The organism is Kitasatospora saccharophila (assembly GCF_039529925.1).
Classification (GTDB): Bacteria; Actinomycetota; Actinomycetes; order Streptomycetales; family Streptomycetaceae; genus Kitasatospora; species Kitasatospora saccharophila.
In genome coordinates, this window is record NZ_BAAANS010000013.1 from 118,763 (window position 1) to 144,815 (window position 26,053).

Sequence of the window (26,053 nt, forward strand, 5' to 3'; positions counted from 1 at the left end):
CCCGGACCACCGGACCCGCCCGGACCACCGGGGCCGTCCGGACCGCCGGGGCCGTCCGGACCGCCCGACAAGGAGAGCACCCGCCATGGAGGCGACCACCCCGCCGCCCGCCGTCTCGATCCGCGACCTGTGGAAGCGCTTCGGCGAGCAGACCGCCGTCGCCGGGCTGAGCCTGGACCTGCCCGCCGGTTCGTTCATCGGGCTGGTCGGCCCGAACGGGGCCGGCAAGACCACCACCCTGTCGATGGCCACCGGCCTGCTGCGACCCGACCGGGGGACCGTCCTGGTGCACGGCGCGGACGTCTGGCGGGACCCGGTCGCGGTGAAGGCCCGGATCGGCATCCTGCCCGAGGGCCTGCGGATGTTCGAACGGCTCAGTGGGCGCGAACTGCTGCGCTTCAACGGGCGCCTGCGCGGCCTGGCCGGCCCGGAGACCGACCGGCGGGCCGAGGAGCTGCTGGCCGTGCTCGACCTGGGCGGCGCCGCGGACAAGCTGGTCGCCGACTACTCCACCGGCATGCGCAAGAAGATCGGCCTGGCCGCCGCGCTGCTGCACAACCCGGACGTGCTGTTCCTGGACGAGCCGTTCGAGGGCGTCGACCCGGTCTCTGCGCAGACCATCCGCGGGGTGCTGACCCGGTACGCCGGCTCCGGCTCGACCGTGGTGTTCTCCAGCCACGTGATGGAGCTGGTGGAGTCGCTGTGCGACTGGGTCGCCGTGGTGAGCGCGGGCCGGGTGGTCGCCGCCGGTCCGATCGAGCAGGTGCGCGGCGGCACCTCGCTGCACCGGGCGTTCCTCGGGCTGGTCGGCGTCCGCTCGGACGACGGGCCGGCGCTCGACTGGCTGGGCGGGGGCAACCGGTGAGCGCTCCCGCCGTCGCCGAGGACCGGGCGGTCGTCCGGGCCCTCGTCGCGCTCAAGGTCCGGCTGCTGCGGAACGGGCTGCGGCGCAGCCGCGGGCTGGCCGCGGGGTACGTCCTCGGCCTGCTCGTCGGGCTGCTGTTCGGGCTGGGCGGGGCCGCCGGGATGGTCGCGCTGCACGGCCGGGACGGGGCGGCCGACGCCGCCGCGGTGCTGGTCGCCGGGCTGACCGTGGCCTGGGCGGCGATGCCGCTGTTCTTCTTCTCCAGCGACGAGAGCGCCGACCCGACCCGGCTGACCATGCTGCCGCTGCGGCCGTCCGCGCTGCTGCGCGGCACCCTGCTGGGCGGGCTGGTCGGGCCCGGGCCCCTGGTCAACCTGCTGCTGCTGACCGGCGCGGCGGTGGCGGCCGGACGCGGCGCGGCCTCGGCGGCGGTGGCGGTGCTCGCGGTGCCGCTGACCCTGCTCACCCTGGTGACGCTGATCCGGGCGGTCGGCGCGGGCAACGCCCGGATGCTGTCCAGCCGGCGCGGCAAGGACTTCGCGATCTTCGGCGGCCTGCTGTTCGCGGTGCTGGCGCAGGCCGGGAACCTCGGCCTGCAGAGCTCGCTGAACGGCTCGGGCCGGGGCGTCGACCTGTCGGTGCTGCACCCGTACGCCTCGGTGGTGCGGTGGGTCCCGCCGGTGGCGGCGATCGACGCGGTGCGCTCGGCCGGGGAGGGCGCCTACCTGCTCGCGGCCGGACAGCTGCTGCTGACCGGCGGCCTGCTGGCGGGGCTGCTGCGCTGGTGGCTGCGCAGCCTGCGAGAGCTGATGGTGAGCGGCGACTCCTCGACCCTGCTGGAGCGTTCGCCCGCCGCCTCGGCCCGGGCCGAGGGCCTGTGGCGGCTGCTGCCGGCCGGCCGGGTCGGCGCCGTCGCCCAGCGGCAGCTGCGCTACGCCTGGCGGGAGCCGCGGGCGAAGGCCGCGGTGTTCACCGGCATCGGCATGACGGCGGTGTTCTCGGTGCTGTCGGTGGTGCAGGGCTGGGGCAGCGTGTACGTGATCGCGATCGGCGGGCTGATGCTCGGCCTGCAGTCGGTCAACCTGTTCGGGATGGACGGCTCCGGCTTCTGGATGATCGCCGCCACCCTGGGCACCCGCCGGGACGCCCGGGACGAACTGCGCGGCCGGGTGCTGGCGGTCCTGGCCTACGCGGTCCCGGTGCTGCTGCTCTTCGGCCCGCCGGTGGCCGCCCTCACCGGCGACTGGACCGGACTGGCCCCGGCCCTCGGACTGGCGCTGGCCGTGCTCGGCACCTCGGTCGGCCTGGGCTGCGTGATCAGCGTGCACGCGCCGTACGCGCTGCCCGCCGACGGCAACCCGATGCGCAACGCGGCGCCCGGGCAGAACGGCGCGGTGATGCTGAGCGCCTTCGGCTCGATGATCGGCGTGGCGCTGCTCTGCCTGCCGCTCGGCGCACTGCTCGGCTTCCTCCTGCCGGGCCACCACCCGGCCTGGCCGGTGCTGCCGGTCGGCGTGCTGTACGGGGCGGGCCTGGCGCTGCTGGGGATCCGGCTGGCCTCGGGGCGGCTGGTCGAGCGGGCGCCGGAGATCCTCGCCAAGGTGATCGAACGCTGAAGGGAGAGCGCGCACTCAGGGGCTCGGGGAACGGCGAGGCCCAGTCTGCTGACGGTGCACTGCCGGAGCGCGCATCGGCTTCTGGTTCTCTCAAGGACACGCAGCAGCACGGACACTTCGATGGGCTCCGACCGTCAGCAGCATCGACCCGCCGTTCCCCGGGCCCCTGTTTTCTCCCGGATCGTCTGCTCGGCAGGCTCCGGCATCATGGAGGGCGTCCCCTCCCCTCCCCCGCAGGAAGCAGGAACCGCCGTGACCAGCACCGATCAGCCCGTGGACGAGCTGGTGGCGGAGGCGGTGGCCCGGGTGGCGGGCGCGCCGGCCGGGGGGCTGGAGTACGTGGTGGACGGGGCCGCCTCGCTGCTGGCGGCCTCGGCGGAGCGGTGGCCCGCGGTGAGCCGGGCGCTGCTCGGGGCGGCGGAGCGTTCGGTGGCGCGCTGCTGGGCGGCCGGGTGGCAGCCGGCCGACCTGGTGCGGGTGGCCCGGCGGGAGCTGGGCCCGGTGCAGGTCGCGCTGGCGGCCGACCTGATCGCGGCGGAGGTCCGGCAGTACCCCGCGGCGGCGCTGGACCGGCGCTGGCGGGAGCAGTTGCGGGAGCTGGACGCGCACCCGTGGTGGCCGTCCGACGAGGCGTACCTGCCGGAGTTCGCGGCCCGGCACCGGCTGGACCGCTTCGCGCTGGCCACGGCGGCGCTGGAGCTGCTGCGGGCCTGGGCGCTGCTGCCGCCCGTCCAGCCGGTGGGCCCGGCGCCCGGCCGGACCGCGCCCCGGGCGGGGACGGGGGCGCCGCGGGCGGACGAGCCGCGGATGCTGGGCCGGATCCGGGCGCTGCTGGCGAAGGCCGAGTCCACCGGGTTCCCGGACGAGGCGGAGGCGCTGACCGCGAAGGCCCAGGAGCTGATGGCCCGGCACTCGATCGACGAGGCGCTGCTGGCGGCGGGCGGCGGCCGGGCCGCGGACGACCCGGCGGCGGTCCGGATCGGCGTGGACAACCCGTACGAGGGCCCGAAGACGATGCTGCTGGACGCGGTGGCGGCGGCGAACCGGTGCCGGGTGGTGTGGGCGAAGGAGTTCGGGTTCTGCACGGTGATCGGCTTCGACGCCGACCTGGACGCGGTCGAACTGCTCTACACCTCGCTGCTGGTGCAGGCGACCTCGGCGATGCACCGGGCGGGCAGCCGCAAGCACAAGGACGGCGCGGCCCGCACCAAGGCGTTCCGGCAGTCCTTCCTGGTCGCGTACGCGGCGCGGATCCGGGAGCGGCTGGCGGACGCCACCGAGCGGGCCACCGAACGGGCCGCCGAGGACGCCGCTGCGGGGCGCACCGACGGCACCGGGGACGGCGCGCAGACCCTTCCGGTGGTGCCGGACGGCGGGTTGCTGCCCGTACTGGCGGCCCGGGCGGAGGCCGTCGACGACGCTGTGGGAAGAATGTTCCCCAAGCTCGTGTCGCAGCGGGTGCGGGTGAGCGACGGCGAGGGCTGGGCCGAGGGCCGGGCCGCCGCCGACCGGGCCTCCCTGCACCGCGGTTCGGAGCGGATCGAACGCTGACGCGAGGTCAGCTCTGGACGGGGGGACACCGATGGACTTCACCGCACGGGTACGGGGTTCGCTGCTCGGCGGGGCGGTGGGCGACGCCCTGGGCTGGCCGGTCGAGTTCCGGCGGCTGGAGCTGATCCGGGCCGAGTACGGTCCGGCCGGGCTGACCGACCTGGCCGCCGCCGACCGCGGCGGCCAGGTCACCGACGACACCCAGATGACCCTGTTCACCGCGGAGGGCCTGCTGCGCGGCGGCCGCCCGGAGGACCTGCACGCCGCCTACCGGCGCTGGTTCCTCACCCAGCGGCTGCCGGAGCCGCTGCGCGACCCGGACGGCTGGCTGGCCGCCCAGGACTTCCTGTACGCCTCGCGGGCCCCCGGCAACGCCTGCACCACCGGCGTGGCCACCGACTACCGGCCCGCCGCCCCGTTCGGCCAGGACGGCCCGGTGAACCCGAACTCCAAGGGCTGCGGCACGGTGATGCGCTCGGCACCGTTCGGCCTGGTCGGGCTGGACCCGCAGCAGGCGTTCCAGCAGGCCGCCGTGGCCGCGCAGCTGACCCACGGCCACCCCACCGGCTACCTCGCGGCCGGCGCCTTCGCGGCCCTGATCGCCCGGGTCGCGGCCGGGACGCCGCTGCGCCCGGCGCTCGACGCGGTGCTCGCCCAGGTCGACGCGCAGCCCTTCGGCCGGGAGACCGGCGACGCCCTGCGCCGGGCGCTGCGGATCGCCGCGGAGGGCCCGGGCAGCGCGGAGGCGGTGGAGCGGGTCGGCCTCGGCTGGATCGCCGAGGAGTGCCTGGCCGTCGCCGTGTACGCGGCCCTGGCCGGCGCGGACGCCCGGGAGGCGCTGGTGCTGTCGGTGAACCACTCGGGCGACAGCGACTCCACCGGCGCGGTGTGCGGCAACCTGGTGGGCGCGCTGTACGGCCTCGACGGCCTCCCCGCCGACTGGTGCGCGCTGGTGGAGGGCCGCGAGGTGATCCTCCAGGTCGCCGACGACCTGGTCACCGCGTTCGCCGACGGCGACCGCACCACCCTGGACGCCCGCTACCCGCGCTAGACCCCCGCCAGGGGCTCGGTAAGGACGGCGGGAGGCGAAATCAGGGGCCCGGGGAACGGCGGGGCCGTGCTGCTGACGGCCGGAGCCCATCGGAGTGTCCGTGCTGCTGCGTGTCTTCAAGGGAACCGATAGCTGATGCGCGCAACGGCAGTGAACCGCCAGCAGCCACGGCCTCGCCGTTCCCCGAGCCCCTGAATGCGCGCACTCGTGAGCCCCTGATTTCGCTCCCGCTGTCAGTCCCAGAGCGCGCCGAAGGCGAGCAGTTCCTTGCGGTACTCGATCCGGTCGGCCCAGTCCCGCGGCCAGGCGTCCGCGCCGCGGTGGGCGCCGGCGAAGGCTCCGGCCAGGCAGGCGAGGGAGTCGGAGTCGCCGGAGGAGACCGCCGCGCGGCGGACCGCGGCGACCGGGTCGTCGGGGAACAGCAGGAAGCAGAGCAGCGCGCTGGCGAAGGCTTCTTCGGCGACCCAGCCGGCGCCGGTGCGCTCGCACGGGTCGGCGTCGACGTCCCCCGCCGCGAGCGCCGCGTCGAGCCGGTCGAGGGCGTGCAGGCTCTCGTCCCAGCCGCGGGCGATGAACTCCTCCGGGGAGCCGAAGTGGTCCCGGGAGGCGAGGTCGCCGAGCCAGAACTCGTCGTAGCGGGTGCGCTGTTCGCGGGCGTGGGCGCGCAGCCGGGCGGGGAGTTCGGCGGGGTCGGCGCCCTGGGCGAGCCAGCGGACGGTGAAGGCGGTGAGTTCGCTGGCGGCGAGCGCGGTGGGGTGGCCGTGGGTGAGGCCGGACTGCAGCTGGGCGGCGCCGGCCACCTGGCGGTCGGTCAGCTCGCGGACCAGACCGAGCGGGGCGACCCGCATGTTCGCGCCGCAGCCCTTGGAGCCGAGGTCGCTGGCGTCCTGCCAGGGCCGGCCGGTGGAGAGCCGGAAGCAGGAGCGCAGGCAGGTCATGCCGGGGGCGCGGTCGTTGTCCGGGGAGCGCCACCAGTCCACGAACTCCGCGCGCAGCGGGAGTTCGAGGCGCAGCGGGACGAGCGGGCCCTCGGCGAGGGCGTCGCGCAGGGCGCGGGCGAGGGCCAGGGTCATCTGGGTGTCGTCGGTGACCTTGGCCTTCTTCGGGAGCGGGAGCTGCCGCCAGTCGGGGCTGAGCCGCCGGATCTCGTCGAGGTTCAGGAACTCGGTGCGCTTGCCCAGCGCGTCGCCGATCGCCAGTCCCAGCATCGCCCCCGTCGCCCGTCGCATCGCGCGCTCCCTTCTCAGACCTCGACCAGCAGCTGTTCGAGTCCGCGGATCACGTAGCCGGGGCGCCACTCGGGTTCGCGCAGCAGCGTCAGCCCGGGGGCCCGGCGGAGCAGTGCGCCGTAGGACTCGGTGAGTTCCATTCTGGCGAGCGGGGCGCCGAGGCAGAAGTGGATTCCGGCGCCGAAGCTGAGGTGCGGGTTGTCGGTGCGGCCGAGGTCGAGCCGGTCGGGGTCGGCGAAGCGGTCGGGGTCGCGGTTGGCGGAGCCGAACAGCAGGGCGACCTCGGCGCCGCGCGGGACGTGCGTGCCGGCCACCTCGACGTCGTCCAGCACCCAGCGTTCGAACATCTGCAGCGGGGTGTCGTAGCGCATGAGTTCCTCGACGGCGGTGGGCAGCAGTTCGTCCACCGCGCCGCGCAGGCGGGCGAGTTCGCCGGGGTTGCGGAACAGGGCGAGCCAGCCGTTGCCGGTGGTGTTGACGGTGGCCTCGTGTCCGGCGTTGAGCAGCAGGACGCAGGTGGAGACCGTCTCCTGTTCGCTGAGCACCTGTCCGTCCTCGGCGGCCCGGGCGAGGGCGCTGATCAGGTCGGGGCCGGGTTCGGCCCGACGGCGGCGGATCAGTTCCCGCAGGTAGGCGGAGAATTCGAGGCTGGCGGTGACGGCGCGGCGGGCGGTCTCCGGGCCGGGGTGGAGTTCGAACATGCCGGTGATGTCGGCGGACCAGGGACGCAGCAGGTGCCGGTCGGACTCGGGGACGCCCAGCATCTCGGCGATCACGGCGACCGGCAGCGGTTCGGCGACCCGGGCGATCAGGTCGCCGCCGCCGTCGGCGAGCAGGCCGTCGACGAGTTCGCCGGCCAGCCGCCGGACGGTGGGGCGCAGCGACTCGACCATCCGCGGGGTGAACGCCTTGGAGACCAGGCGGCGGATCCGGGTGTGGTCGGGGCCCTCCAGGTCGAGCAGGCCGTGGTCGTTGAGGGTGTGGAACGGTTCGTGCGCCGGGTCGGGCGCGGGGCGGCCGAACTCCTGGTGGGTGAAGCGGTGGGTGTGGGTGCGGCCGAGCCGGCGGTCCCGCAGCAGCGCGTTGACGTCGGCGTACCGGGAGACCAGCCACTGGCCAGTGGGCGGGTGGTAGTGGACGGGCGCCCGCTCGCGCAGCCCGGCGTAGGCCGGGTAGGGGTGGGCCACGAAGGCGGGCGACCAGGGGTCGAAGGCGTCGGTCGTCACTGGGCTGCTCCCCTGCTCGGCGGGCCGCCATGCTACGTCGGCCCGCCGAGCCGGGCAGCGCCGGGCCGGGCAGCGCCGGGCCGGGCAGCGCCGGGCCGGGCAGCGCCGGGCCGGGGAGCGCCGGGCCGGGGAGCGCCGGGCAGCGCCGAGCCGAGGAGCGCCGGTCAGACCCGCGACAGGTCGCCGTCCACCAGCCGGGCCACCAGTTCCGGGAGCGCCTGCGAGATCGGCGTCCGGATCACCTCGTGCGCGGCCCAGTCCCAGGGCGTGGGCTCGCCGTTGACCACGATCAGCCGCGCGTCGTGCTCCAGCGCGATCCGCGGCAGCAGCGCCGCCGGGTGCACCTGGAGCGAGCTGCCGACCGCCAGGAACACCTGGCAGTTCTTGGCGACGGCGTCCGCCTGGGCCAGCACCCGTTCGTCCAGCGCCTCGCCGAACATCACGGTGCGCGGCCGCAGCACGCCGCCGCACTGCTCGCAGTCCGGATCGTCCTCGCCCGCGGCGAGCCGGGCCAGGGCGGCCGCCATCGGGCCGGGCGCCCGGCAGTCCGTGCACTGCACCTCGGTGGCGCTGCCGTGCAGTTCGATCACCTTGCGGGCCGGGAGTCCGGCGGCCTGGTGCAGCCCGTCGACGTTCTGGGTGAGCACCCGCACCGGGACGCCGGCCCGTTCCAGTTCGACCAGCGCCCGGTGGCCGGCGTTGGGTTCGGCGCCGATCGCTCCGGCGTCCCGGCGCATCAGCCAGGCCCGGCGGCGCACCTCGGGGTCGGCCAGGTAGGGGCCGATCGTCACCAGTTCCTGCGCGCTCGGGTCGCGCTGCCAGAGCCCCTGCGGGCCGCGGTAGTCGGGGATCCCCGAGTCCGTGGAGATGCCCGCCCCCGTCAACACCGCCACCAGCGGCCGCTTCCCGGCCGTGCTCCCAGTCATGCCCCGGAGCGTACGGGCCGCGTTCGGCGCCCGGCCACCGGTTAACCCCTCACGCCCCGGCGGACGCGGCCCGCGGCCGCCCGCGGCCGTCGGTCAGCACCGGCAGGAACGCGACCAGGTACAGCACCGCGCCGACCGCCAGGTAGTCCAGCGAGGCGCCCATCGCCAGGGTGCCCAGCAGCACCAGGGCGGGGCTCCACCAGGGCGCGGCGCGGCGCAGGGCCAGCCGGACCAGCAGGGCGATCAGGCCGACGTACAGCAGCATCGGCACCACGTCGTACACCACCGGCCGCACCCCGGGGACGGCCTGGACCCGGTCGAACACCGCCGAGCGGGCGGCGCGGTCGGCGGAGACCGCGTTCGCGTACAGGTCGATGCCGGCCTGGGCCAGTCCGGCGGCGACGCCCGCCCAGCCCACCGCCAGCCAGCCCCGGCCCCACCGCGAGGCCCGGCCGCCCAGCCGCCACAGTTCGACCAGGCCGATGCCCAGCAGGGCCAGCGCGGCGAACAGCGCCAGGTGCCCCACCGTCCAGCCGGGGCCCACGTCGCGGGAGCCCGGCAGCAGCCGCACCGCTCCGTAGACCGCCATCAGTCCGGCCGACCATCCCAGTGCCCGACGCCCTGTCACCATCTGTCCCAACCCCCTTGTGAGAGTGCCCTTCCCGGCACCCACGACTCTGCCGCCGCGGGCCGCCGGGCACCTCCCCCGCGCCGGTGAGATCCGGGTGTCCCCCGTGCGGAGGAGCGGCTACTCCCCCGCCGTGACGGCCCCCGCCTCGTAGGCGAACACCACGGCGTGGACGCGGTCGCGCAGGCCGAGCTTCTGCAGCAGGTTGCTGACGTGCGTCTTCACGGTGTGCTCGCTGACCACCAGTTCGGCGGCGATCTCGGCGTTGGACATGCCCCGGGCGACCAGCCGCAGGGTCTCCACCTCCCGGGCGGTGAGCGAGTCCAGCAGCCGGCCGAGCGGCCGGGAGACGGTCAGCGGGCCGGCCGCCTTGCGGGCGGTGACCTCGCCGATGACCCGGCGGGTGACGGACGGGGCGAGCAGCGCCTCGCCGGAGTGGACGACCCGGACGGCGTGGGCGAGGTCGTCGCGGCGGACGTCCTTGAGCAGGAAGCCGCTGGCCCCGGCGTACAGCGCGTCGAAGACGTAGTCGTCGACGTCGAAGGTGGTCAGCATGATCACCTTGCACGCGGGGTGCCCGGCGCAGACCCGGCGGGCCGCCTCCAGGCCGTCCATCACGGGCATCCGGACGTCCAGCAGCAGGACGTCGGGGGCGTGTGCGCGGACGGCGTCGACGGCCTGCTGTCCGTCCCCGGCCTCGGCGACCACCTCGATGTCGGGCTGCGCGTCGAGGATCATGCCGAACCCGGCCCGGACCAGCTCCTGGTCGTCGGCGATCACCACTCGTATGGTCAACTCTCGTTCCCCTCCAATGAACTGCCTCGAACTGCTCAGCCGCCGAGCGGCAGTACGGCCGCCACCCGGTAGCCGGTCCCGTCGGCGCGCGGCCCGGTCTCGGCGCTGCCGCCGCAGGCCGCGGCGCGTTCCCGGATGGAGAGCAGGCCGCGCCCGCCGGAGCGCCCGTCGACGCCCGCGCCGACCGGCACGGGGGCCGGGCCGGTGCCGTCGTCGGCGACCTCGACGGCCAGCCGGGCGCCTGCGCGGACGGCGACCCGGACGGTGACGTGCCGGGCCCCGGCGTGCTTGACCACGTTGGTGAGCGCCTCCTGGACGATCCGGAAGGCCGCGGCCTGCACCTCGGCGGGCCCGGCCTCCTCGATCTCGGCGTCCACCGCCACCCCGGAGTCGCGGACCCGCTGCAGGACGCCGGCGAGCTCCGCCAGCCGGGGCTGCGGGGCGAGCGCGGGCGCCGCACCGTCCTCCTTCAGCACGCCGAGCACCCGCCGCAGTTGGACCATCGCGTCGCGCCCGGAGTCGGCGATGGCGTCGAAGGCCCGGATCGCCCGTTCGGGCTCGCGGTGCACCACCAGCGGCCCGGCCTCGGCCTGGATCACCATCAGGGAGACCGCGTGGGCGAGGATGTCGTGCATCTCGCGGGCGATCCTGGCCCGCTCCTCGGCGACCGCCCGGGCGGCGTCGCTGGCCGCCCGCAGCCCGGCCTGCCGGGCCCGTTCGGCCTCGACGCCCGCCAGCCGGCGCAGCTCCCGCACCAGCGAGCCGAGCACGAAGCTGCCGACCGACACCACCAGGCTGAACAGCATGCCGCCGAACGACCGGGTGCCCAGCACGTTGCCGAGCACGGCGAAGGCCAGCAGTGCGGCGCGCTGCCAGTCCCGGCCGCGGTCGGCGACGGTGTAGACGGCGATCGCCATGGCGAGCTGGATCTGCGGCATCGCGAAGTGCGCGACCACCGACAGCAGCGAGGTAGGCGCCGCGCAGGCCAGCAGCACCGCCCACGGCGCCCGCTGCCGCCACCACAGCGGCAGCGAGCCGGCCAGCGCCAACGCGTAGGCCCACCACTGCCGTTCGGCGTCGACCCGGTCGGTGTACACCCCCCACAGCGAGACGCCGACGGCCAGCGCCACCAGCACTCCGTTCACCAGCCGGGGCCGGGCCCGCCCCCGGGCCAGCAGCCCGTCCGTCCACGTGCCCCACGTCCCCATGCCGCGCATCCTCTCGCACCGTCGGACGGCCGCCGCACGGCCCTCCCGCACGCACGAGGGGGCGCCCCGGGTGTCAGGGCCTCACAGCAGCCGCTTGATCTCTCCGCGCGCCCGGTAGAACCCGCCGGACTCGGACCGGCGCACCTCGGCGACCAGGTACCTGGCTCCGGCGATCCGGACGTCCTTCGGGAACTGCACCCGCAGCGCGGCGTCGTACCCGGGCGTCACCACCCGCACCCGCAGCCGGCCGCCCTCGGCCACGCACTCCACCTCGACGCCGGAGCCGGAGGCCGCCGCGGCGACGCTGACCGTCTCCAGCTCGGCGCCCGCCGCCACCCGCTCGACGCCGCTGCCGCTCACCTCGGCGGTGACCGGCAGGGTGCCCTGCTCGGCGGCCAGCACGGCGCCCTGCGAGGCGTCCAGGCAGGCCAGCGAGCCGTCGGTGGTGACCAGGTACAGCCGCCCGTCCCGGTACTGCATGCTGTACGCCGAGCCGCAGCCGGTGCCCAGCTTCCACAGCCGGGTGCCGTCGGCGGCGAAGCAGTAGACGGACGAGTGGTTGTCGCCCGCGAACACGAACTCCCCGTCGGGGGAGGCCGCGCAGGAGAACACCGCGGCGTCGCACTTGTACGCGGCGGCCTCCGAGCCGTCGGCCTTGCGCAGCCGGTGCACCCAGCCCTGCGAGGTGCCCGCGAACACCTCGTCCCGCTCCTGCCAGCCGAACAGCACCGCGCCCTTGGTCCGGGTGTGCCAGAGCTGGTCGCCGCCGCGCTCGGCGTACCGGGCGACGCCCGCCGACCAGCCGTGGTAGACCGACTCGGCGTCGCAGCGCACCATCCAGCCGGACGAGCCCTGGGCGTTGCGGCGCCACTGGAACTCGTCCTCGTGGTCGACGGTGGTCAGGCCGCCGCGCTCGTCGGCGACGCCGAGCACGCCGTCGTGGATGTCCAGCCAGTAGATGTCCACGTCCTGGGCGATCTCGTACGCCACCCGCGGCACCTTCCCGCCGAGGTCGTACACCTTGCCGTCGTCGCAGCCCGCGTAGATCCACCAGTCGTCGGCGACGATGCACTTGACGCCGTCGGGCAGCCCGAACCGGCCGGTGACCTGCCCGTCGGTGGTCAGCGTGTAGACGTCGCCCTGCTCGTTGCCGACCCAGGCGTGCTCCTCCCCGACGTACACCCCGAACGCGGGCGAGCCGGAGCGGAAGCGCCACAGCAGCGGCGCCTGGCGGGCGGTGGAGCGGGTCGAGGTGATCTGCCGGCGGGTCACCGAGCGGCGCTGGCGCACGCCCGGGACGGCCGGGGCGTAGCCCTTGCGGACCTTCTCGCCGATCTTCTTGGCGGCCTGCGCGGCGGCCCTCTCGGCGCTCGCGCAGACCGTGGACTTGGTGGTGCCCGGTTCGCCGATCCGGCCATAGCGGATCGTCAACTCGGCTTCCTTGACCGTGACTTCGTAGAACTTGTGGGCGCTCCCCTCGTCCTCGGAGAGTTCCAGGTAGGTCACCTGCGGTTCCGCGGAAACGGTGGCGGACATGGCCGACGCCCCTTTCGGGCACAGAGTTCGGAGGGGTGCCGGCGGGGCCCTCGCCACCTGCCGACACCGCCCAACCTACGGCCCGGCACCGACAGTTGGCGATCAGCCGGTGCGGACCCGCACGCCGCCGGTGTCCGCCCGGGCGACCAGCGCGTGCGCGGCCCCGGCCTGCGAGGGCACGCTCACCTCGGTGCCGCCCGCCGAGGCGTGCGCGTCCACTTCGTACGCCTCGCCGGCGGGCACTGTCGGCTCCACGCCCCCGGTGACGGCCGCCGCCCCCACCAACCGCTTCACCGCGGCCCCCTCTCGACGCCCACCAGTCTCCCGGCGCCCCTCCCCCGCCCGCCTCCCTCCCGCGAGCGGTTCCCCGCCCTCCGTCCCGGGAGGGATCCCCCTGGGGCCTTCCCCGCTCAGCCCTTCCGGGCCCGGGCCTCCAGGCCGGGGACGTCCAGGGCGGTGATCGAACCGCGCCCGTCCCGTCTCAGCCAGCCCCGTTCCTCGAAGTCCTGCAGTGCCCGGAACACCGACTCGCGTGACGCGCCGACCGCCTCCGCCAACTCCTGCTGGGTGAGGTCGACGACTCCGCCCGGCATCGACCCGGATTTCGCGTCCCGGCGCACGTATCTCGCCACGAAGGCCGCGATCCGGGCGCCGACGGACAGCGCTCCCAGGTCCACCCGCTCCTGGGCGGCTTCCCGCAGCCGGACACTCATGCTCCGCAGCACCGATTCGGCGAAGCCCGGGTGCTCACGCATCAGTTGCGCGAACTCCCGGGCGGCGAGGAAGGTCCCCGTTCCGCCCCGGGTCACCACTGCCGTCGCCGAACGCGGCCCACCGTCCAGGCACGATTGCTCGCCGATCAACTCCCCCGAGCCCCGCCAGGCCAGGATCCCGGTCCGGCCGTTGACCGCACTGGCAGTGATCTTCACCAAGCCCGTGCCGATGAGGAACACCCCGTCCGGCGCACCCTGCTCCCGGATCAGTACCTGTCCGGGCCGCCACGACGCCGGCCTTCCCACCCCTCGGATCAATCCGGCATAGTCCGTCAATTCGTTCATTCCACCCGCCCTCCTCCACCTGGATGCGGAATTCCCCTTCGGTCTGCGTCATTTGACGCAGACCGAAGGGGTCGATCCCTGATATCAAAATCATCGGCCGGACCGAGGCAAGGCATCCATCCGAACACGCCGGACCCCCCCGATTCCGAAATTACGTTCGATTCATCAGGAGGACTCGAACATGCCGCCACCCGAGCACGCCTGGGACATCTCGCCCGAATACGCGATCCTGACCATTGATGCCCGCAATTTCAGCAAAGTACCGGAATCGCTTCAGCCTGCTCTCAAAGAGGCGATGACCACCGCGCTCCAGGCCGCTTTCACCAACAGCGGCCTCGCCGACGAGTGGGCGGACCCCTCGTTCAAACGCGACAACGGAGACGGCTTCACCATGGCCTTCGCGCCGCTCCGCAGCTGGCGACTGGTCGACCCCATGCCCAGGCGCCTCGACCAGGCCCTGGAGGACTACCAGGTCGAAAAGGAACCCGGCGTCCCTGATCTGGCCATTCGCATGGCCCTGCACATCGGGCCGTTCCCACCCAGCCACCTCTCCGACGCCATCAACGACGTCTCTCGTTTCATCGATTCCGCAACCGCCAAGACCGCCTTGGAAGGGGCCGTGGCAAACGGCGGCCACACCGCACTGGTGCTTTCCGACGAGATGTTCCGACGGGTGATCGGCGCAGGTCGGAGTCCGCTGACCGAGGAACGCCACTTCCTTCGCATTCCGGCGACCGATGTCCCGGGCAGGGACTTCTCCAAACCCTCGTGGGTGTACGCCCCGCGCGTCCCTCCGGAGAAGCTCGCGTCCCGTTTCGGCAGCCCCCGCCCTTCCGCACCGAACACCTCCCTCGGCAACCGCCGGAACAGCCTGGCGGCCGAACTCCTCCAGAGCGCCGGTTCCAGCGGGCGACTCAACGTCCACACCGTCGCCGACCAGATCACCTCGGTGCACGCCGTCCAAATCAACCAGGCCGGACTGGTGACCGGTCTCCCCCCGGAGGCGATCCAGCAGTGACCCCTGACCACCCTGCTCCCGGCGGAGAACCCGGCCCCGCGGTCCACGGGCTCCCGGACGAGGCGGCGGCTCCCGGCCCCGTCACCAACATCGGTGTCCTGGCCCACCACATCGGGCCCGTGGTGCACCAGGAGGTCCGGCGCCGGGAGGTACTGGACGCCACCGATCTCCCCCGGGACGCCCTGCTGCTCGCTCCGTACGTCGATGTCGACGAGTGGTCCGAAGCCCTGGCTACCGGAACGGCTTTCCTCGCACCGGGCGGGACCTCCGGCGTCATGCTGGTGGTCGCCCGGCGCGGCTGCGGATCGTCCACCTTCGTCCGCCGGCTGTGCGCCGAGAACACCTCCGGAACGATGGCGATCCTCGACTTGGAGCCCGACTGGGACTCCCCGTCGGTGAGCCGCCTGCCCCTGGAACCGCAGCGCATCTACATTCTCGAACTGAAGGACCCCGCCACGGACCTCCCCAGCTCCGGCTTCCTCGACCGGCTCGCCGTGTTCGGCGAGCAGCTCGTGGGACACGACTCACGACTGATCGTCACGTTCACGGAGCAGTTGTGGGAATCCGTGGACGGCTGGCAGCGTCTCCAGGTCCCGACCGTCCGACTGTGCGCCGCCCCGGACCCGCAGCAGTTGGTCGAGGAGCACCTCAGAGCCCGGAAGCGCCCGGCCGCGATCGTCTACGTCAGAACGGCCGTGGCTCGGGCTCTGCTGCGCGGCATGAACGCGGTGGAGGCGACCCGGGCCGTGGAAACCGTCATCCGCCAGTGGGGATCGGCCCCGACCGGGCTGGAGCAGCAGGCGGCCGTTCCCTGGCTGCCGGCCTTGGCCGGCCTCCGACGGAGCTCCGTTCCGCACCCGGAGCACGAGTTCGACCAGGACCTCGCCTCCCGGATCGAGTCCGCGCTCGGGGACTGGCGGATCGAACTCGACCGGCTGTTCAGCGAGGCCGGCCCCGGCCCGGGAGGCAGCAGTCTGTCGCTGCGTCTGCGCTGCCTGTTGGTCAGCCTGGTCGTCCACCGCAGCGCGCCCGCGCACACCATCGACCAGGACGCGCTGGCTCTGGAGACCGCACTGGTCCGGGCATCGCCGGGAGGCTCCTACGGTGAGCCCACCGTGGCGACGCTCTTCGCCGGGCAAGGCCTGCGCTCCCGTCTGACGGCCCTCTCCGCCCAGGTCGACCCGTACGACCAGGTGGTGTTCGACCGGCCCGGCTACACGGAGGCCGTCCTGGTCTACGTGTGGGACAACTTCCCCCAGATCCGCTCCACCCTCCTCGACTGGCTCGTCCGTCTGCCCGTCCGTGACCGGACGGGCGCCGATCCGGCCGCCCGCGCCCTGGCGGAACTGATCCTGCGCCACAAGGACATCGACCGGCTGGACGAGAGCCGCCGGATCGCCGTGGCAGCCGGCCGGATCACGTTGCTCACCGAAGTCACCGGTCGAATCCTGGCCGACGAGCACATGCGCCGGGGCGTCTGGCAACTGATGACCTCCTGGGCCAAGTCCCAGACCGGCCCGGGCCAAGCCGTGATCGACATCTGCCGCCCCGTGCTCCTGGCCCCCGAAAGCCGCTCCGGCGACCGGCGACTGGCCATGACCCGGCTCCGTCACCTCGCCCAACACGCCGAGAACGGCCTGCGGGAGCGGCTGCTCGCACTACTCGACGACCTCGCCGCAGAAGAGCGGACCCTCCCGCTGCTGGTCAGCGAGGTCGACACCTGGCTCACCCGGGACCGGCCCGGTCACCTCGGAACGCTCTCCCTGCTGGCGCTGCTGACCGTCCGGCAGGAAGGAGGATCGGAGCCGTGGCTGCTCTCCACTCCCGCGCCGTTGCCGGAACACCTGCTGACCCGGGGCCTCGCCGAACTCCTGGGGAACTTCCGCGATCATCCGGAGGCCGTCCCCCGCACCGCCGGGTGGCTGCAGCCGGTTCCCGAGGGAAACGCCCTCGACCGGGTCCTCGGCTGTCTCGCGGCCGGCCTCTCCGCCTCGGCCGAGGCGGACCCGTCCATGCATCTGATGTCCGCGCTCACCGACGCGGACTCCGACCCCGGCCGCCTCAGGGACCTGCTGTTCCAACGGATGCTCGGCGGAACGCCGCAGGGCGGCCACCCCGAGTGGGGTGACCGCCCTGCGGTTCAGCCGGTACCGGATCAGCCGGTGTACGGGCCGTAGTCGTAGTCGTCCAGCGGGACGGCCTGGCCGGAGCCCGCGCCGAACGGCGACAGGTCGTAGTCGTCGTAGCCGACGGCCGAGTACATCGCGGCCTTGGCCTCCTCGGTCGGCTCGACCCGGATGTTGCGGTAGCGGGGCAGACCCGTACCGGCCGGGATGAGCTTGCCGAGGATGACGTTCTCCTTGAGGCCCAGCAGCGGGTCCGACTTGGCGTGGATCGCCGCGTCGGTGAGCACCCGGGTCGTCTCCTGGAAGGAGGCGGCCGACAGCCAGGACTCGGTGGCCAGCGAGGCCTTGGTGATGCCCATCAGCTGCGGACGGCCGGAGGCGGGGTGGCCGCCCTCGGAGACCACGCGACGGTTCTCCTGCTCGAAGCGGCCGCGCTCGACGAGCTCGCCCGGGAGCAGCTCGGCGTCGCCCGACTCGATGATCGTCACGCGGCGGAGCATCTGCCGAATGATGATCTCGATGTGCTTGTCGTGGATCGACACGCCCTGCGAGTTGTAGACCTTCTGGACCTCGGCCACCAGGTGGATCTGGACGGCACGCTGGCCCATGATGCGCAGCACGTCGTGCGGGTTGGTGGCGCCGACGGTCAGCTTCTGGCCGACCTCGACCGCCTCGCCCTCGCTGACCAGCAGCTTGACGCGCTTGGAGACCGGGTAGGCGATCTCGTCGCTGCCGTCGTCGGGGGTGACGACGACCTTGCGGGTCTTCTCGGTGTCCTCGATGCGGACCCGGCCCTGGGCCTCCGAGATCGGGGCGACACCCTTGGGGGTGCGGGCCTCGAAGAGCTCGACGACACGGGGCAGACCCTGGGTGATGTCGTCACCGGCCACACCACCGGTGTGGAAGGTGCGCATGGTCAGCTGGGTGCCGGGCTCACCGATGGACTGGGCGGCGATGATGCCGACCGCCTCACCGATGTCGACCAGCTTGCCGGTGGCCAGCGAGCGGCCGTAGCAGAAGGCACAGGTGCCGACCGCGGACTCGCAGGTCAGGATCGAGCGGACCTTGACCTCGCTCACGCCGTGCCGGATCAGCTCGTCCATCAGGACGTCGCCGAGGTCGGTGTTGGCGGTGGCGATCAGCTTGCCGTCGACGGTGATGTCCTCGGCGAGCATGCGGGCGTAGACGCTGGTCTCGACGTCGTCGGCCTTGCGCAGCACGCCGTCCGCGCCGACCGAGCCGATCGACAGCTTGAGGCCGCGCTCGGTGCCGCAGTCCTCCTCGCGGATGATCACGTCCTGCGAGACGTCCACCAGACGACGGGTCAGGTAACCCGAGTCGGCGGTGCGCAGCGCGGTGTCGGCCAGACCCTTACGGGCACCGTGGGTGGAGATGAAGTACTCCAGCACGGACAGGCCCTCGCGGAACGAGGCCTTGATGGGACGCGCGATGGTCTCGTTCTTCGCGTTCGACACCAGACCGCGCATACCGGCGATCTGACGCATCTGCATCATGTTTCCGCGCGCGCCCGAGTCGACCATCATGAAGATGGGGTTCGTCTTCGGGAAGTTCGCGGCCATCGCGTCGGCGACCTCGTTGGTCGCGCGGGTCCAGATGCCGATGAGCTCCGACTTGCGCTCGTTGTCGGTGATCAGACCGCGCTCGTACTGGCGCTGGACCTTCTCCGCCTGCGCCTCGTAGCCCTCCAGGATGGCGGGCTTGCTCGGCGGGACGATGACGTCCGAGATCGAGACGGTGACACCGGAACGGGTCGACCAGTGGAAGCCGGCCGCCTTCAGGTTGTCGAGCGCCGCGGCGACGACGACCTTCGGGTAGCGCTCGGCGAGGTCGTTGACGATCGCCGAGAGCTGCTTCTTGCCGATCTCGTAGTCGACGAACGGGTAGTCCTCGGGGAGCAGCTCGTTGAAGAGCGCCCGGCCCAGCGTGGTGGTGATCCGGAACGGCTCGCCCTCGTGCCAGGTCGGCTGCCCGTCCTCGTCCACCGGCGGGGTCCAGCCGCGCGGCGGGACGGTGCCGGCGGCCATCCGCAGGTCGATCGGGGCCTGGACGTCCAGCTCGCGGGCGTCGAAGGCCATGATCGCCTCGGCGGTCGAGGAGAAGGAGCGGCCCTTGCCCTTGACCTCCTCGCGGTCCGAGGTGAGGAAGAACAGGCCCAGCACCATGTCCTGGGTCGGCATGGTGACGGGGCGACCGTCGGCCGGCTTCAGGATGTTGTTCGAGGACAGCATCAGGATGCGGGCCTCGGCCTGCGCCTCCGCGGAGAGCGGCAGGTGCACGGCCATCTGGTCGCCGTCGAAGTCCGCGTTGAACGCGGTGCAGACGAGCGGGTGGATCTGGATGGCCTTGCCCTCGACCAGCTGCGGCTCGAAGGCCTGGATGCCGAGGCGGTGCAGGGTGGGCGCGCGGTTCAGCAGCACCGGGTGCTCGGCGATGACCTCTTCGAGGACGTCCCACACCACGGGGCGGGCGCGCTCGACCATGCGCTTGGCCGACTTGATGTTCTGCGCGTGGTTCAGGTCGACCAGGCGCTTCATCACGAACGGCTTGAAGAGCTCCAGCGCCATGGCCTTGGGCAGGCCGCACTGGTGCAGCTTGAGCTGCGGGCCGACGACGATGACCGAACGGGCCGAGTAGTCGACGCGCTTGCCGAGCAGGTTCTGACGGAAACGACCCTGCTTGCCCTTGAGCATGTCGGACAGCGACTTCAGCGGGCGGTTGCCCGGGCCGGTGACCGGACGGCCGCGACGGCCGTTGTCGAACAGGGCGTCGACCGCCTCCTGGAGCATGCGCTTCTCGTTGTTCACGATGATCTCGGGCGCGCCGAGGTCGAGAAGCCGCTTCAGGCGGTTGTTGCGGTTGATGACGCGGCGGTACAGGTCGTTCAGGTCGGAGGTGGCGAAGCGGCCACCGTCGAGCTGGACCATCGGGCGCAGGTCCGGCGGGATCACCGGGACGCAGTCGAGCACCATGCCCTTGGGCTTGTTGCTGGTCTGCAGGAAGGCGGAGACGACCTTGAGGCGCTTGAGCGCACGGGTCTTCTTCTGGCCCTTGCCGGTGCGGATGATCTCGCGGAGGCGCTCGGCCTCCTCGCCCAGGTCGAAGGACTCCAGGCGGTCCTTGAGGGCCGCGGCGCCCATCGAGCCGGAGAAGTAGGTGCCGAAGCGGTCGCGCAGCTCGCGGTAGAGCAGCTCGTCGCCCTCCAGGTCCTGGACCTTGAGGTTCTTGAAGCGGGTCCAGACCTCGTCGAGGCGGTCGATCTCGCGCTGCGTGCGGTCGCGCAGCTGCTTCATCTCGCGCTCGGCGCCCTCGCGCACCTTGCGGCGCACGTCGGCCTTGGCGCCCTCGGCCTCCAGCTCGGCCAGGTCGGACTCGGCCTTCTTGGCCCGGGCCTCCAGGTCGGCGTCGCGCCGGTTCTCGATCTGCTGGCGCTCGACCGAGACGTGCGCCTCCAGGGACGGGAGGTCGCGCTGGCGGCGCTCGTCGTCCACCCAGGTGATCATGTAGGCGGCGAAGTAGATGACCTTCTCGAGGTCCTTCGGCGCCAGGTCGAGCAGGTAGCCCAGGCGGGACGGGACGCCCTTGAAGTACCAGATGTGGGTGACCGGGGCGGCGAGCTCGATGTGGCCCATCCGCTCGCGGCGCACCTTGGCGCGGGTCACCTCGACGCCGCAGCGCTCACAGATGATGCCCTTGAAGCGGACGCGCTTGTACTTGCCGCAGTAGCACTCCCAGTCCCGGGTGGGACCGAAGATCTTCTCGCAGAAGAGGCCGTCCTTTTCCGGCTTCAGCGTGCGGTAGTTGATGGTCTCCGGCTTCTTCACCTCGCCGTGCGACCACTGGCGGATGTCGTCGGCGGTGGCCAGTCCGATGCGGAGCTCGTCGAAGAAGTTGACGTCAAGCACTGGTCGTCAAGCCCTCTTTCGTGATTCGAGAGTCTGTCTGTTGGTCTGAGGGGGGCCTGGGGGTCGGGCCGGCCTGGTTCTGCACCAGGCCGGCCCGGCCTCCGTCAGACCTCTTCGACGCTGCTCGGCTCGCGCCGGGACAGGTCAATGCCGAGCTCCTCGGCGGCGCGGAACACGTCCTCGTCGCTGTCGCGCATCTCGATGGACTGGCCGTCCGAGGACAGCACCTCCACGTTGAGGCAGAGCGACTGCATTTCCTTGATGAGGACCTTGAAGGACTCGGGAATGCCGGGCTCGGGGATGTTCTCGCCCTTGACGATCGCCTCGTAGACCTTCACGCGGCCCAGGACGTCGTCGGACTTGATGGTGAGCAGCTCCTGCAGCGCGTAGGCCGCGCCGTACGCCTCAAGGGCCCACACCTCCATCTCACCGAAGCGCTGACCACCGAACTGCGCCTTACCACCGAGCGGCTGCTGGGTGATCATCGAGTACGGGCCGGTCGAACGGGCGTGCAGCTTGTCGTCGACCAGGTGGTGCAGCTTGAGGATGTACATGTAGCCGACCGAGATCGGCATCGGGAACGGCTCGCCGGAGCGGCCGTCGAACAGCCGGGCCTTGCCGGTGGAGTTCACCAGGCGCTCACCGTCACGGGTGAGGGTGGTGTTGTCCAGCAGGCCGGTGATCTCGTCCTCGCGGGCGCCGTCGAAGACCGGGGTGGCGAGGTTGGTGCCGCCCTCGACCGTGTCGGCGCCGATCGCCTGGAGCCGCTTGGCCCACTCGTCGGCGAGGCCGGAGACGTCCCAGCCCTGCTTGGCGAGCCAGCCGAGGTGGATCTCCAGGACCTGTCCCGGGTTCATTCGGGACGGGACGCCCAGCGGGTTCAGGATGATGTCGACCGGGGTGCCGTCCTCCAGGAACGGCATGTCCTCGACCGGCAGGATCTTGGAGATGACGCCCTTGTTGCCGTGGCGGCCGGCCAGCTTGTCACCGTTGGTGATCTTGCGCTTCTGGGCGACGTAGACGCGGACCAGCTGGTTCACGCCGGGGGGGAGCTCGTCCCCCTCCTCGCGGTCGAAGACGCGGACGCCGATGACCTTGCCGGACTCGCCGTGCGGCACCTTCAGCGAGGTGTCGCGGACCTCGCGGGCCTTCTCGCCGAAGATCGCGCGGAGCAGGCGCTCCTCCGGGGTCAGCTCGGTCTCGCCCTTCGGGGTGACCTTGCCGACCAGGATGTCGCCGGTGACGACGTCGGCGCCGATCCGGATGATGCCGCGCTCGTCGAGGTCGGCGAGGACCTCCTCGGAGACGTTCGGGATGTCCCGGGTGATCTCCTCGGGGCCCAGCTTGGTGTCACGGGCGTCGACCTCGTGCTCCTCGATGTGGATCGAGGAGAGGACGTCGTCCTGGACGAGGCGCTGCGACAGGATGATCGCGTCCTCGTAGTTGTGGCCCTCCCACGACATGAACGCCACGAGGAGGTTCTTGCCGAGGGCCATCTCGCCCTCGTCGGTGCACGGGCCGTCGGCCAGCACCTGGCCGGCCTCGACCCGGGCGCCCTCGTCCACGAGCACCTTCTGGTTGAAGGCGGTGCCCTGGTTGGAGCGGGTGAACTTGGCGGCCCGGTAGGTGTTGTACGTGCCGTCGTCGTTGGCGACGGTGACGTAGTCGGCCGAGACCTCCTGCACCACGCCGGCCTTGTCGGCGGTGATGACGTCCGCGGCGTCGACGGCGCAGCGGTACTCCATGCCGGTGCCGACCAGCGGCGCCTCGCTGCGCAGCAGCGGGACGGCCTGGCGCATCATGTTCGAGCCCATCAGCGCGCGGTTGGCGTCGTCGTGCTCGAGGAAGGGGATCATGGCGGTCGCGACCGACACCATCTGGCGCGGCGAGACGTCCATGTAGTCGATCTCGGTGCCGGGGATGTAGTCGATCTCGCCGCCGCGGCGGCGGACCAGGACGCGGGGCTCGGCGAAGGTCAGCTCCGCGGTGAGCGGGGCGTTGGCCTGCGCGATGACGTACCGGTCCTCCTCGTCCGCGGTCAGGTAGTCCACGGCCTCGGTGACGACGCCGTCGACGACCTTGCGGTACGGGGTCTCGATGAAGCCGAACGCGTTGACCCGGCCGTACGAGGCCAGCGAGCCGATCAGACCGATGTTCGGGCCTTCGGGGGTCTCGATCGGACACATGCGGCCGTAGTGCGAGGGGTGCACGTCGCGGACCTCGAAGCCGGCCCGCTCGCGGGACAGACCACCGGGGCCGAGCGCGGACAGGCGGCGCTTGTGGGTCAGGCCCGACAGCGGGTTCGTCTGGTCCATGAACTGCGACAGCTGGCTGGTGCCGAAGAACTCCTTGATGGAGGCGACGACCGGCCGGATGTTGATCAGGGTCTGCGGCGTGATCGCCTCGACGTCCTGGGTGGTCATGCGCTCGCGGACCACGCGCTCCATGCGGGCGAGGCCGGTGCGGACCTGGTTCTGGATCAGCTCGCCGACGTTGCGCAGGCGGCGGTTGCCGAAGTGGTCGATGTCGTCGACCTCGATGACGATGTCGCGGCCCTCGTCATCGCGCCACTCGGTCTCGCCGGCGTGCAGCTTTACCAGGTACTTGATGGTGTTGATGATGTCCGGCTCGGTGAGCACGCCGGAGTCGAGCGACTCGGCGTTGCCCAGCTTCCGGTTCACCTTGTAGCGGCCGACCTTGGCGAGGTCGTAGCGCTTCGGGTTGAAGTACAGGTTCTCCAGCAGCGTCTGCGCGGCCTCGCGGGTCGGCGGCTCGCCCGGGCGCAGCTTGCGGTAGATGTCGAGCAGCGCGTCGTCCTGGCCCTGGGTGTGGTCCTTCTCCAGGGTGGCGCGCATCGACTCGTACTCGCCGAACTCCTCCAGGATCATCTCGGTGGTCCAGCCGAGGGCCTTGAGGAGCACGGTGACCGACTGCTTGCGCTTGCGGTCGATGCGGACACCGACCATGTCGCGCTTGTCGATCTCCATCTCCAGCCAGGCACCGCGGGAGGGGATGATCTTGGCGGAGAAGATGTCCTTGTCGGACACCTTGTCCAGGGTGGAGTCGAAGTAGACGCCGGGGGAACGCACCAGCTGGGACACGACGACACGCTCGGTGCCGTTGATGATGAACGTGCCCTTGTTGGTCATGAGCGGGAAGTCGCCCATGAACACGGTCTGGGACTTGATCTCACCGGTCTCGTTGTTGGTGAACTCCGCGGTGACGAAGAGCGGGGCCGCGAAGGTGAAGTCGCGGTCCTTGCACTCGTCGATGGAGTTCTTCGGCGGCTCGAAACGGTGGTCCCGGAAGGTCAGGGACATCGACCCGCTGAAGTCCTCGATCGGGGAGATCTCTTCGAAGATCTCCTCCAGACCGGACTTGGTGGGGACGTCCTGACCACTCTCCAGGGCAGCCTCGACCCGGGACTTCCAGGCCGCGTTCCCGAGCAGCCAGTCAAAGCTCTCGGTCTGCAGGGCCAGGAGGTTCGGGACCTCGAGGGGCTCCTTGATCTTCGCGAACGAGACGCGGAGCGGGGCGGTGGATGCGGAATTGTTCGAGGCGTTGCGCGGCGCGGCCAAGAGGGGGGTCCTTCCGAGGGCTCGGAGCTCACTACGCGCATACCGGCCGGGCCTTGCCGAGGCGGAAACCCCAGGTCAGGACAGGGACCACTCCGGGCGACGAGTCACGGAGCAGCTAACAGGCAGCGCAAAGGGACAGTGTAGCCAAAGGCGACACTGCTAGCAAGCCCTGATTCGGAGACCGAATCGGACGCTCCTCCCGTACAACCGACAACCCGGGCAGTGATCCCTCACCGGCCGGGCCGTCGCACCCACTTCTGCGTCACCGGGAACCTTCCCAGTGCCACCCCCGAATATGCATCGGCGGCGGTTCCGCTTGGGCACGCGCCTTGAGAATCGCGCGCCGCGTGCTGTTCGTCAAGGCCCGCACCAGGGTGTGGACCTCGTAGTGCCCATCGTCCGGACCGCGCCCCGCGTTACACGCTGCCTGCACCCGGGGGCCGGCGGACAGCGATCACCCTACCCCCGGGCCCCGACAGGAGCCGAGTCCCGCTTGAGCCATCAGGAGCAACGGCCCACGGGGCCCGGAACGGAACACAAGCAGGCCGGGCCGGCCACCCCGAAGGGTGGCCGGCCCGGCCGGAAGAGAACCTCTCAGCGAGAGGAACGAGTCACTTGACGGTGACCTTGGCGCCGGCGCCCTCGAGCTGGGCCTTCGCCTTCTCGGCGACGTCCTTGGCGACCTTCTCCAGAACCTTCGCACCGGCGGTGTCGACGAGGTCCTTGGCCTCCTTCAGGCCGAGGGAGGTGAGGGCGCGCACCTCCTTGATGACCTGGATCTTCTTGTCGCCGGCACCGTCGAGGATGACGTCGAACTCGTCCTGCTCCTCGACGGCCTCGGCGGCGGCCGGGCCGGCGCCGGCAGCGGCAACGGCGACCGGGGCGGCGGCGGTGACGTCGAACTTCTCCTCGAAGGCCTTGACGAACTCGGAGAGCTCGATCAGGGTCATGCCCTCGAACTGCTCGAGCAGGTCCTCGGTGCTGAGCTTCGCCATGATTGGCGTCCTTCCACTAAATCGGCAGGTGCCGGATGTACGGGTTGGCGGGCGTGCTTACGGGCCCGCTGGGACGGGAGTGGTTACTCCGCGTCCTCGGCGGGAGCCGGAGTACCGGCACCGCCCTGCTCGACCTTCTCGCGCAGCGCCTCGACGGTGCGAACGAGCTTGGACGGGAGCGCCTGGAACACGGCGGCAGCCTGGGAGGGCTTGGCCTTCAGGGCGCCCGCCAGCTTGGCGAGCAGCACCTCGCGGGACTCGAGGTCCGCGAGCTTCTTGATCTCATCGGCGGACAGCGCCTTACCGTCAAGGACACCGCCCTTGATGATGAGAGCAGGGTTCTCCTTGGCGAAGTCACGCAGAGCCTTCGCCGACTCCACCGGGTCACCGGTGACGAAGGCGACAGCCGTCGGACCGGCGAACAGGTCGTCGAGCTCGGAGATCCCGGCCTCGTTGGCCGCGATCTTGGTCAGCGTGTTCTTCACCACGGCGTAATCGGCGTTGCCGCCGAGCGAGCGACGCAGCGTCTTCAGCTGCTTCACCGTGAGACCGCGGTACTCGGTCAGAACGGCGGCGCTGGAGGCACGGAACTTGTCCGTGATCTCGGCGACGTCGGCAGCCTTGTCGGGCCTGGCCATAGGCTTACGCCTCCTTCCGTGATGTCGAAGTCGGGCCGACCTTCGAGAAGTCGACCATCCAACGCCTCGGACCCCAGGAAGCGAAG

General features: G+C 72.0%; 19 protein-coding genes. 6 read left to right on the forward strand and 13 right to left on the reverse strand.

The window, feature by feature from the left end:
• Positions 1-85 precede the first annotated feature (85 nt).
• The 4 genes from ABD345_RS12395 to ABD345_RS12410 all read left to right on the forward strand — a co-directional run bounded on the left by ABD345_RS12395 (position 86) and on the right by ABD345_RS12410 (position 5,083).
• Positions 86-865, forward strand: coding sequence for an ABC transporter ATP-binding protein (locus ABD345_RS12395; RefSeq protein WP_344552035.1), 780 nt, complete (start codon positions 86-88; stop codon positions 863-865).
• Positions 862-2,481, forward strand: a complete 1,620-nt coding sequence (locus ABD345_RS12400; RefSeq protein WP_344552036.1) for a transporter — start codon at positions 862-864, stop codon at positions 2,479-2,481. Before ABD345_RS12395 ends, ABD345_RS12400 begins: the two co-directional genes overlap by 4 nt.
• A gap of 252 nt (positions 2,482-2,733) precedes the next feature.
• On the forward strand, positions 2,734-4,032 hold the full coding sequence (locus ABD345_RS12405) for a DUF2786 domain-containing protein (protein ID WP_344552037.1): 1,299 nt from the start codon (positions 2,734-2,736) through the stop codon (positions 4,030-4,032).
• A 31-nt stretch (positions 4,033-4,063) separates the two neighbouring features.
• Entirely contained in the window at positions 4,064-5,083 is a 1,020-nt protein-coding gene (locus tag ABD345_RS12410; protein ID WP_344552038.1) for an ADP-ribosylglycohydrolase family protein, read from the forward strand.
• A gap of 233 nt (positions 5,084-5,316) precedes the next feature.
• Here ABD345_RS12410 and ABD345_RS12415 read toward each other — a convergent pair whose 3' ends face one another.
• The 9 genes from ABD345_RS12415 to ABD345_RS12455 form a co-directional block, all read right to left on the reverse strand.
• Entirely contained in the window at positions 5,317-6,312 is a 996-nt protein-coding gene (locus ABD345_RS12415; protein WP_344552039.1) for an ADP-ribosylglycohydrolase family protein, read from the reverse strand.
• A 14-nt stretch (positions 6,313-6,326) separates the two neighbouring features.
• The gene (locus ABD345_RS12420) at positions 6,327-7,538 is read right to left on the reverse strand and encodes a cytochrome P450 (RefSeq protein WP_344552040.1); all 1,212 of its coding nucleotides are present in this window, start codon (positions 7,536-7,538) and stop codon (positions 6,327-6,329) included.
• A 164-nt stretch (positions 7,539-7,702) separates the two neighbouring features.
• On the reverse strand, positions 7,703-8,464 hold the full coding sequence (locus ABD345_RS12425) for an SIR2 family NAD-dependent protein deacylase (protein WP_344552041.1): 762 nt from the start codon (positions 8,462-8,464) through the stop codon (positions 7,703-7,705).
• Positions 8,465-8,513: 49 nt separating this feature from the next.
• The gene (locus ABD345_RS12430) at positions 8,514-9,053 is read right to left on the reverse strand and encodes a hypothetical protein (protein ID WP_344552042.1); all 540 of its coding nucleotides are present in this window, start codon (positions 9,051-9,053) and stop codon (positions 8,514-8,516) included.
• A 159-nt stretch (positions 9,054-9,212) separates the two neighbouring features.
• The gene (locus tag ABD345_RS12435) at positions 9,213-9,887 is read right to left on the reverse strand and encodes a response regulator transcription factor (protein ID WP_344552043.1); all 675 of its coding nucleotides are present in this window, start codon (positions 9,885-9,887) and stop codon (positions 9,213-9,215) included.
• A gap of 35 nt (positions 9,888-9,922) precedes the next feature.
• Positions 9,923-11,095: a sensor histidine kinase gene (locus ABD345_RS12440; protein WP_344552044.1), complete on the reverse strand. Its 1,173-nt coding sequence runs from the start codon at positions 11,093-11,095 to the stop codon at positions 9,923-9,925.
• 81 nt (positions 11,096-11,176) lie between these two features.
• On the reverse strand, positions 11,177-12,631 hold the full coding sequence (locus tag ABD345_RS12445; protein ID WP_344552045.1) for a WGR domain-containing protein: 1,455 nt from the start codon (positions 12,629-12,631) through the stop codon (positions 11,177-11,179).
• Positions 12,632-12,733: 102 nt separating this feature from the next.
• A complete protein-coding gene (locus ABD345_RS12450) occupies positions 12,734-12,925 on the reverse strand; it encodes a hypothetical protein (protein WP_344552046.1) in 192 nt (63 codons plus the stop codon).
• 116 nt (positions 12,926-13,041) lie between these two features.
• On the reverse strand, positions 13,042-13,689 hold the full coding sequence (locus tag ABD345_RS12455; protein WP_344552047.1) for a Crp/Fnr family transcriptional regulator: 648 nt from the start codon (positions 13,687-13,689) through the stop codon (positions 13,042-13,044).
• A gap of 181 nt (positions 13,690-13,870) precedes the next feature.
• Here ABD345_RS12455 and ABD345_RS12460 point away from each other — a divergent pair, with 181 nt between their 5' ends.
• A complete protein-coding gene (locus tag ABD345_RS12460) occupies positions 13,871-14,707 on the forward strand; it encodes a hypothetical protein (RefSeq protein ID WP_344552048.1) in 837 nt (278 codons plus the stop codon).
• The gene (locus tag ABD345_RS12465; RefSeq protein ID WP_344552049.1) at positions 14,704-16,884 is read left to right on the forward strand and encodes a hypothetical protein; all 2,181 of its coding nucleotides are present in this window, start codon (positions 14,704-14,706) and stop codon (positions 16,882-16,884) included. The genes ABD345_RS12460 and ABD345_RS12465 overlap by 4 nt, the downstream gene beginning before the upstream one ends.
• Here the strand turns inward: ABD345_RS12465 and ABD345_RS12470 are convergent.
• From ABD345_RS12470 to rplJ, 4 genes are all read right to left on the reverse strand, one after another.
• Entirely contained in the window at positions 16,863-20,756 is a 3,894-nt protein-coding gene (locus ABD345_RS12470) for a DNA-directed RNA polymerase subunit beta' (RefSeq protein ID WP_344552050.1), read from the reverse strand. The two genes, ABD345_RS12465 and ABD345_RS12470, sit on opposite strands and share 22 nt — an antisense overlap.
• Before the next feature lie 104 nt (positions 20,757-20,860).
• The gene (rpoB, locus tag ABD345_RS12475) at positions 20,861-24,334 is read right to left on the reverse strand and encodes a DNA-directed RNA polymerase subunit beta (protein ID WP_033250896.1); all 3,474 of its coding nucleotides are present in this window, start codon (positions 24,332-24,334) and stop codon (positions 20,861-20,863) included.
• A gap of 611 nt (positions 24,335-24,945) precedes the next feature.
• On the reverse strand, positions 24,946-25,332 hold the full coding sequence (gene rplL, locus ABD345_RS12480) for a 50S ribosomal protein L7/L12 (RefSeq protein WP_344552066.1): 387 nt from the start codon (positions 25,330-25,332) through the stop codon (positions 24,946-24,948).
• Between the two features lie 80 nt (positions 25,333-25,412).
• Positions 25,413-25,967, reverse strand: coding sequence for a 50S ribosomal protein L10 (gene rplJ / locus ABD345_RS12485; protein WP_014136320.1), 555 nt, complete (start codon positions 25,965-25,967; stop codon positions 25,413-25,415).
• Positions 25,968-26,053 lie beyond the last annotated feature (86 nt).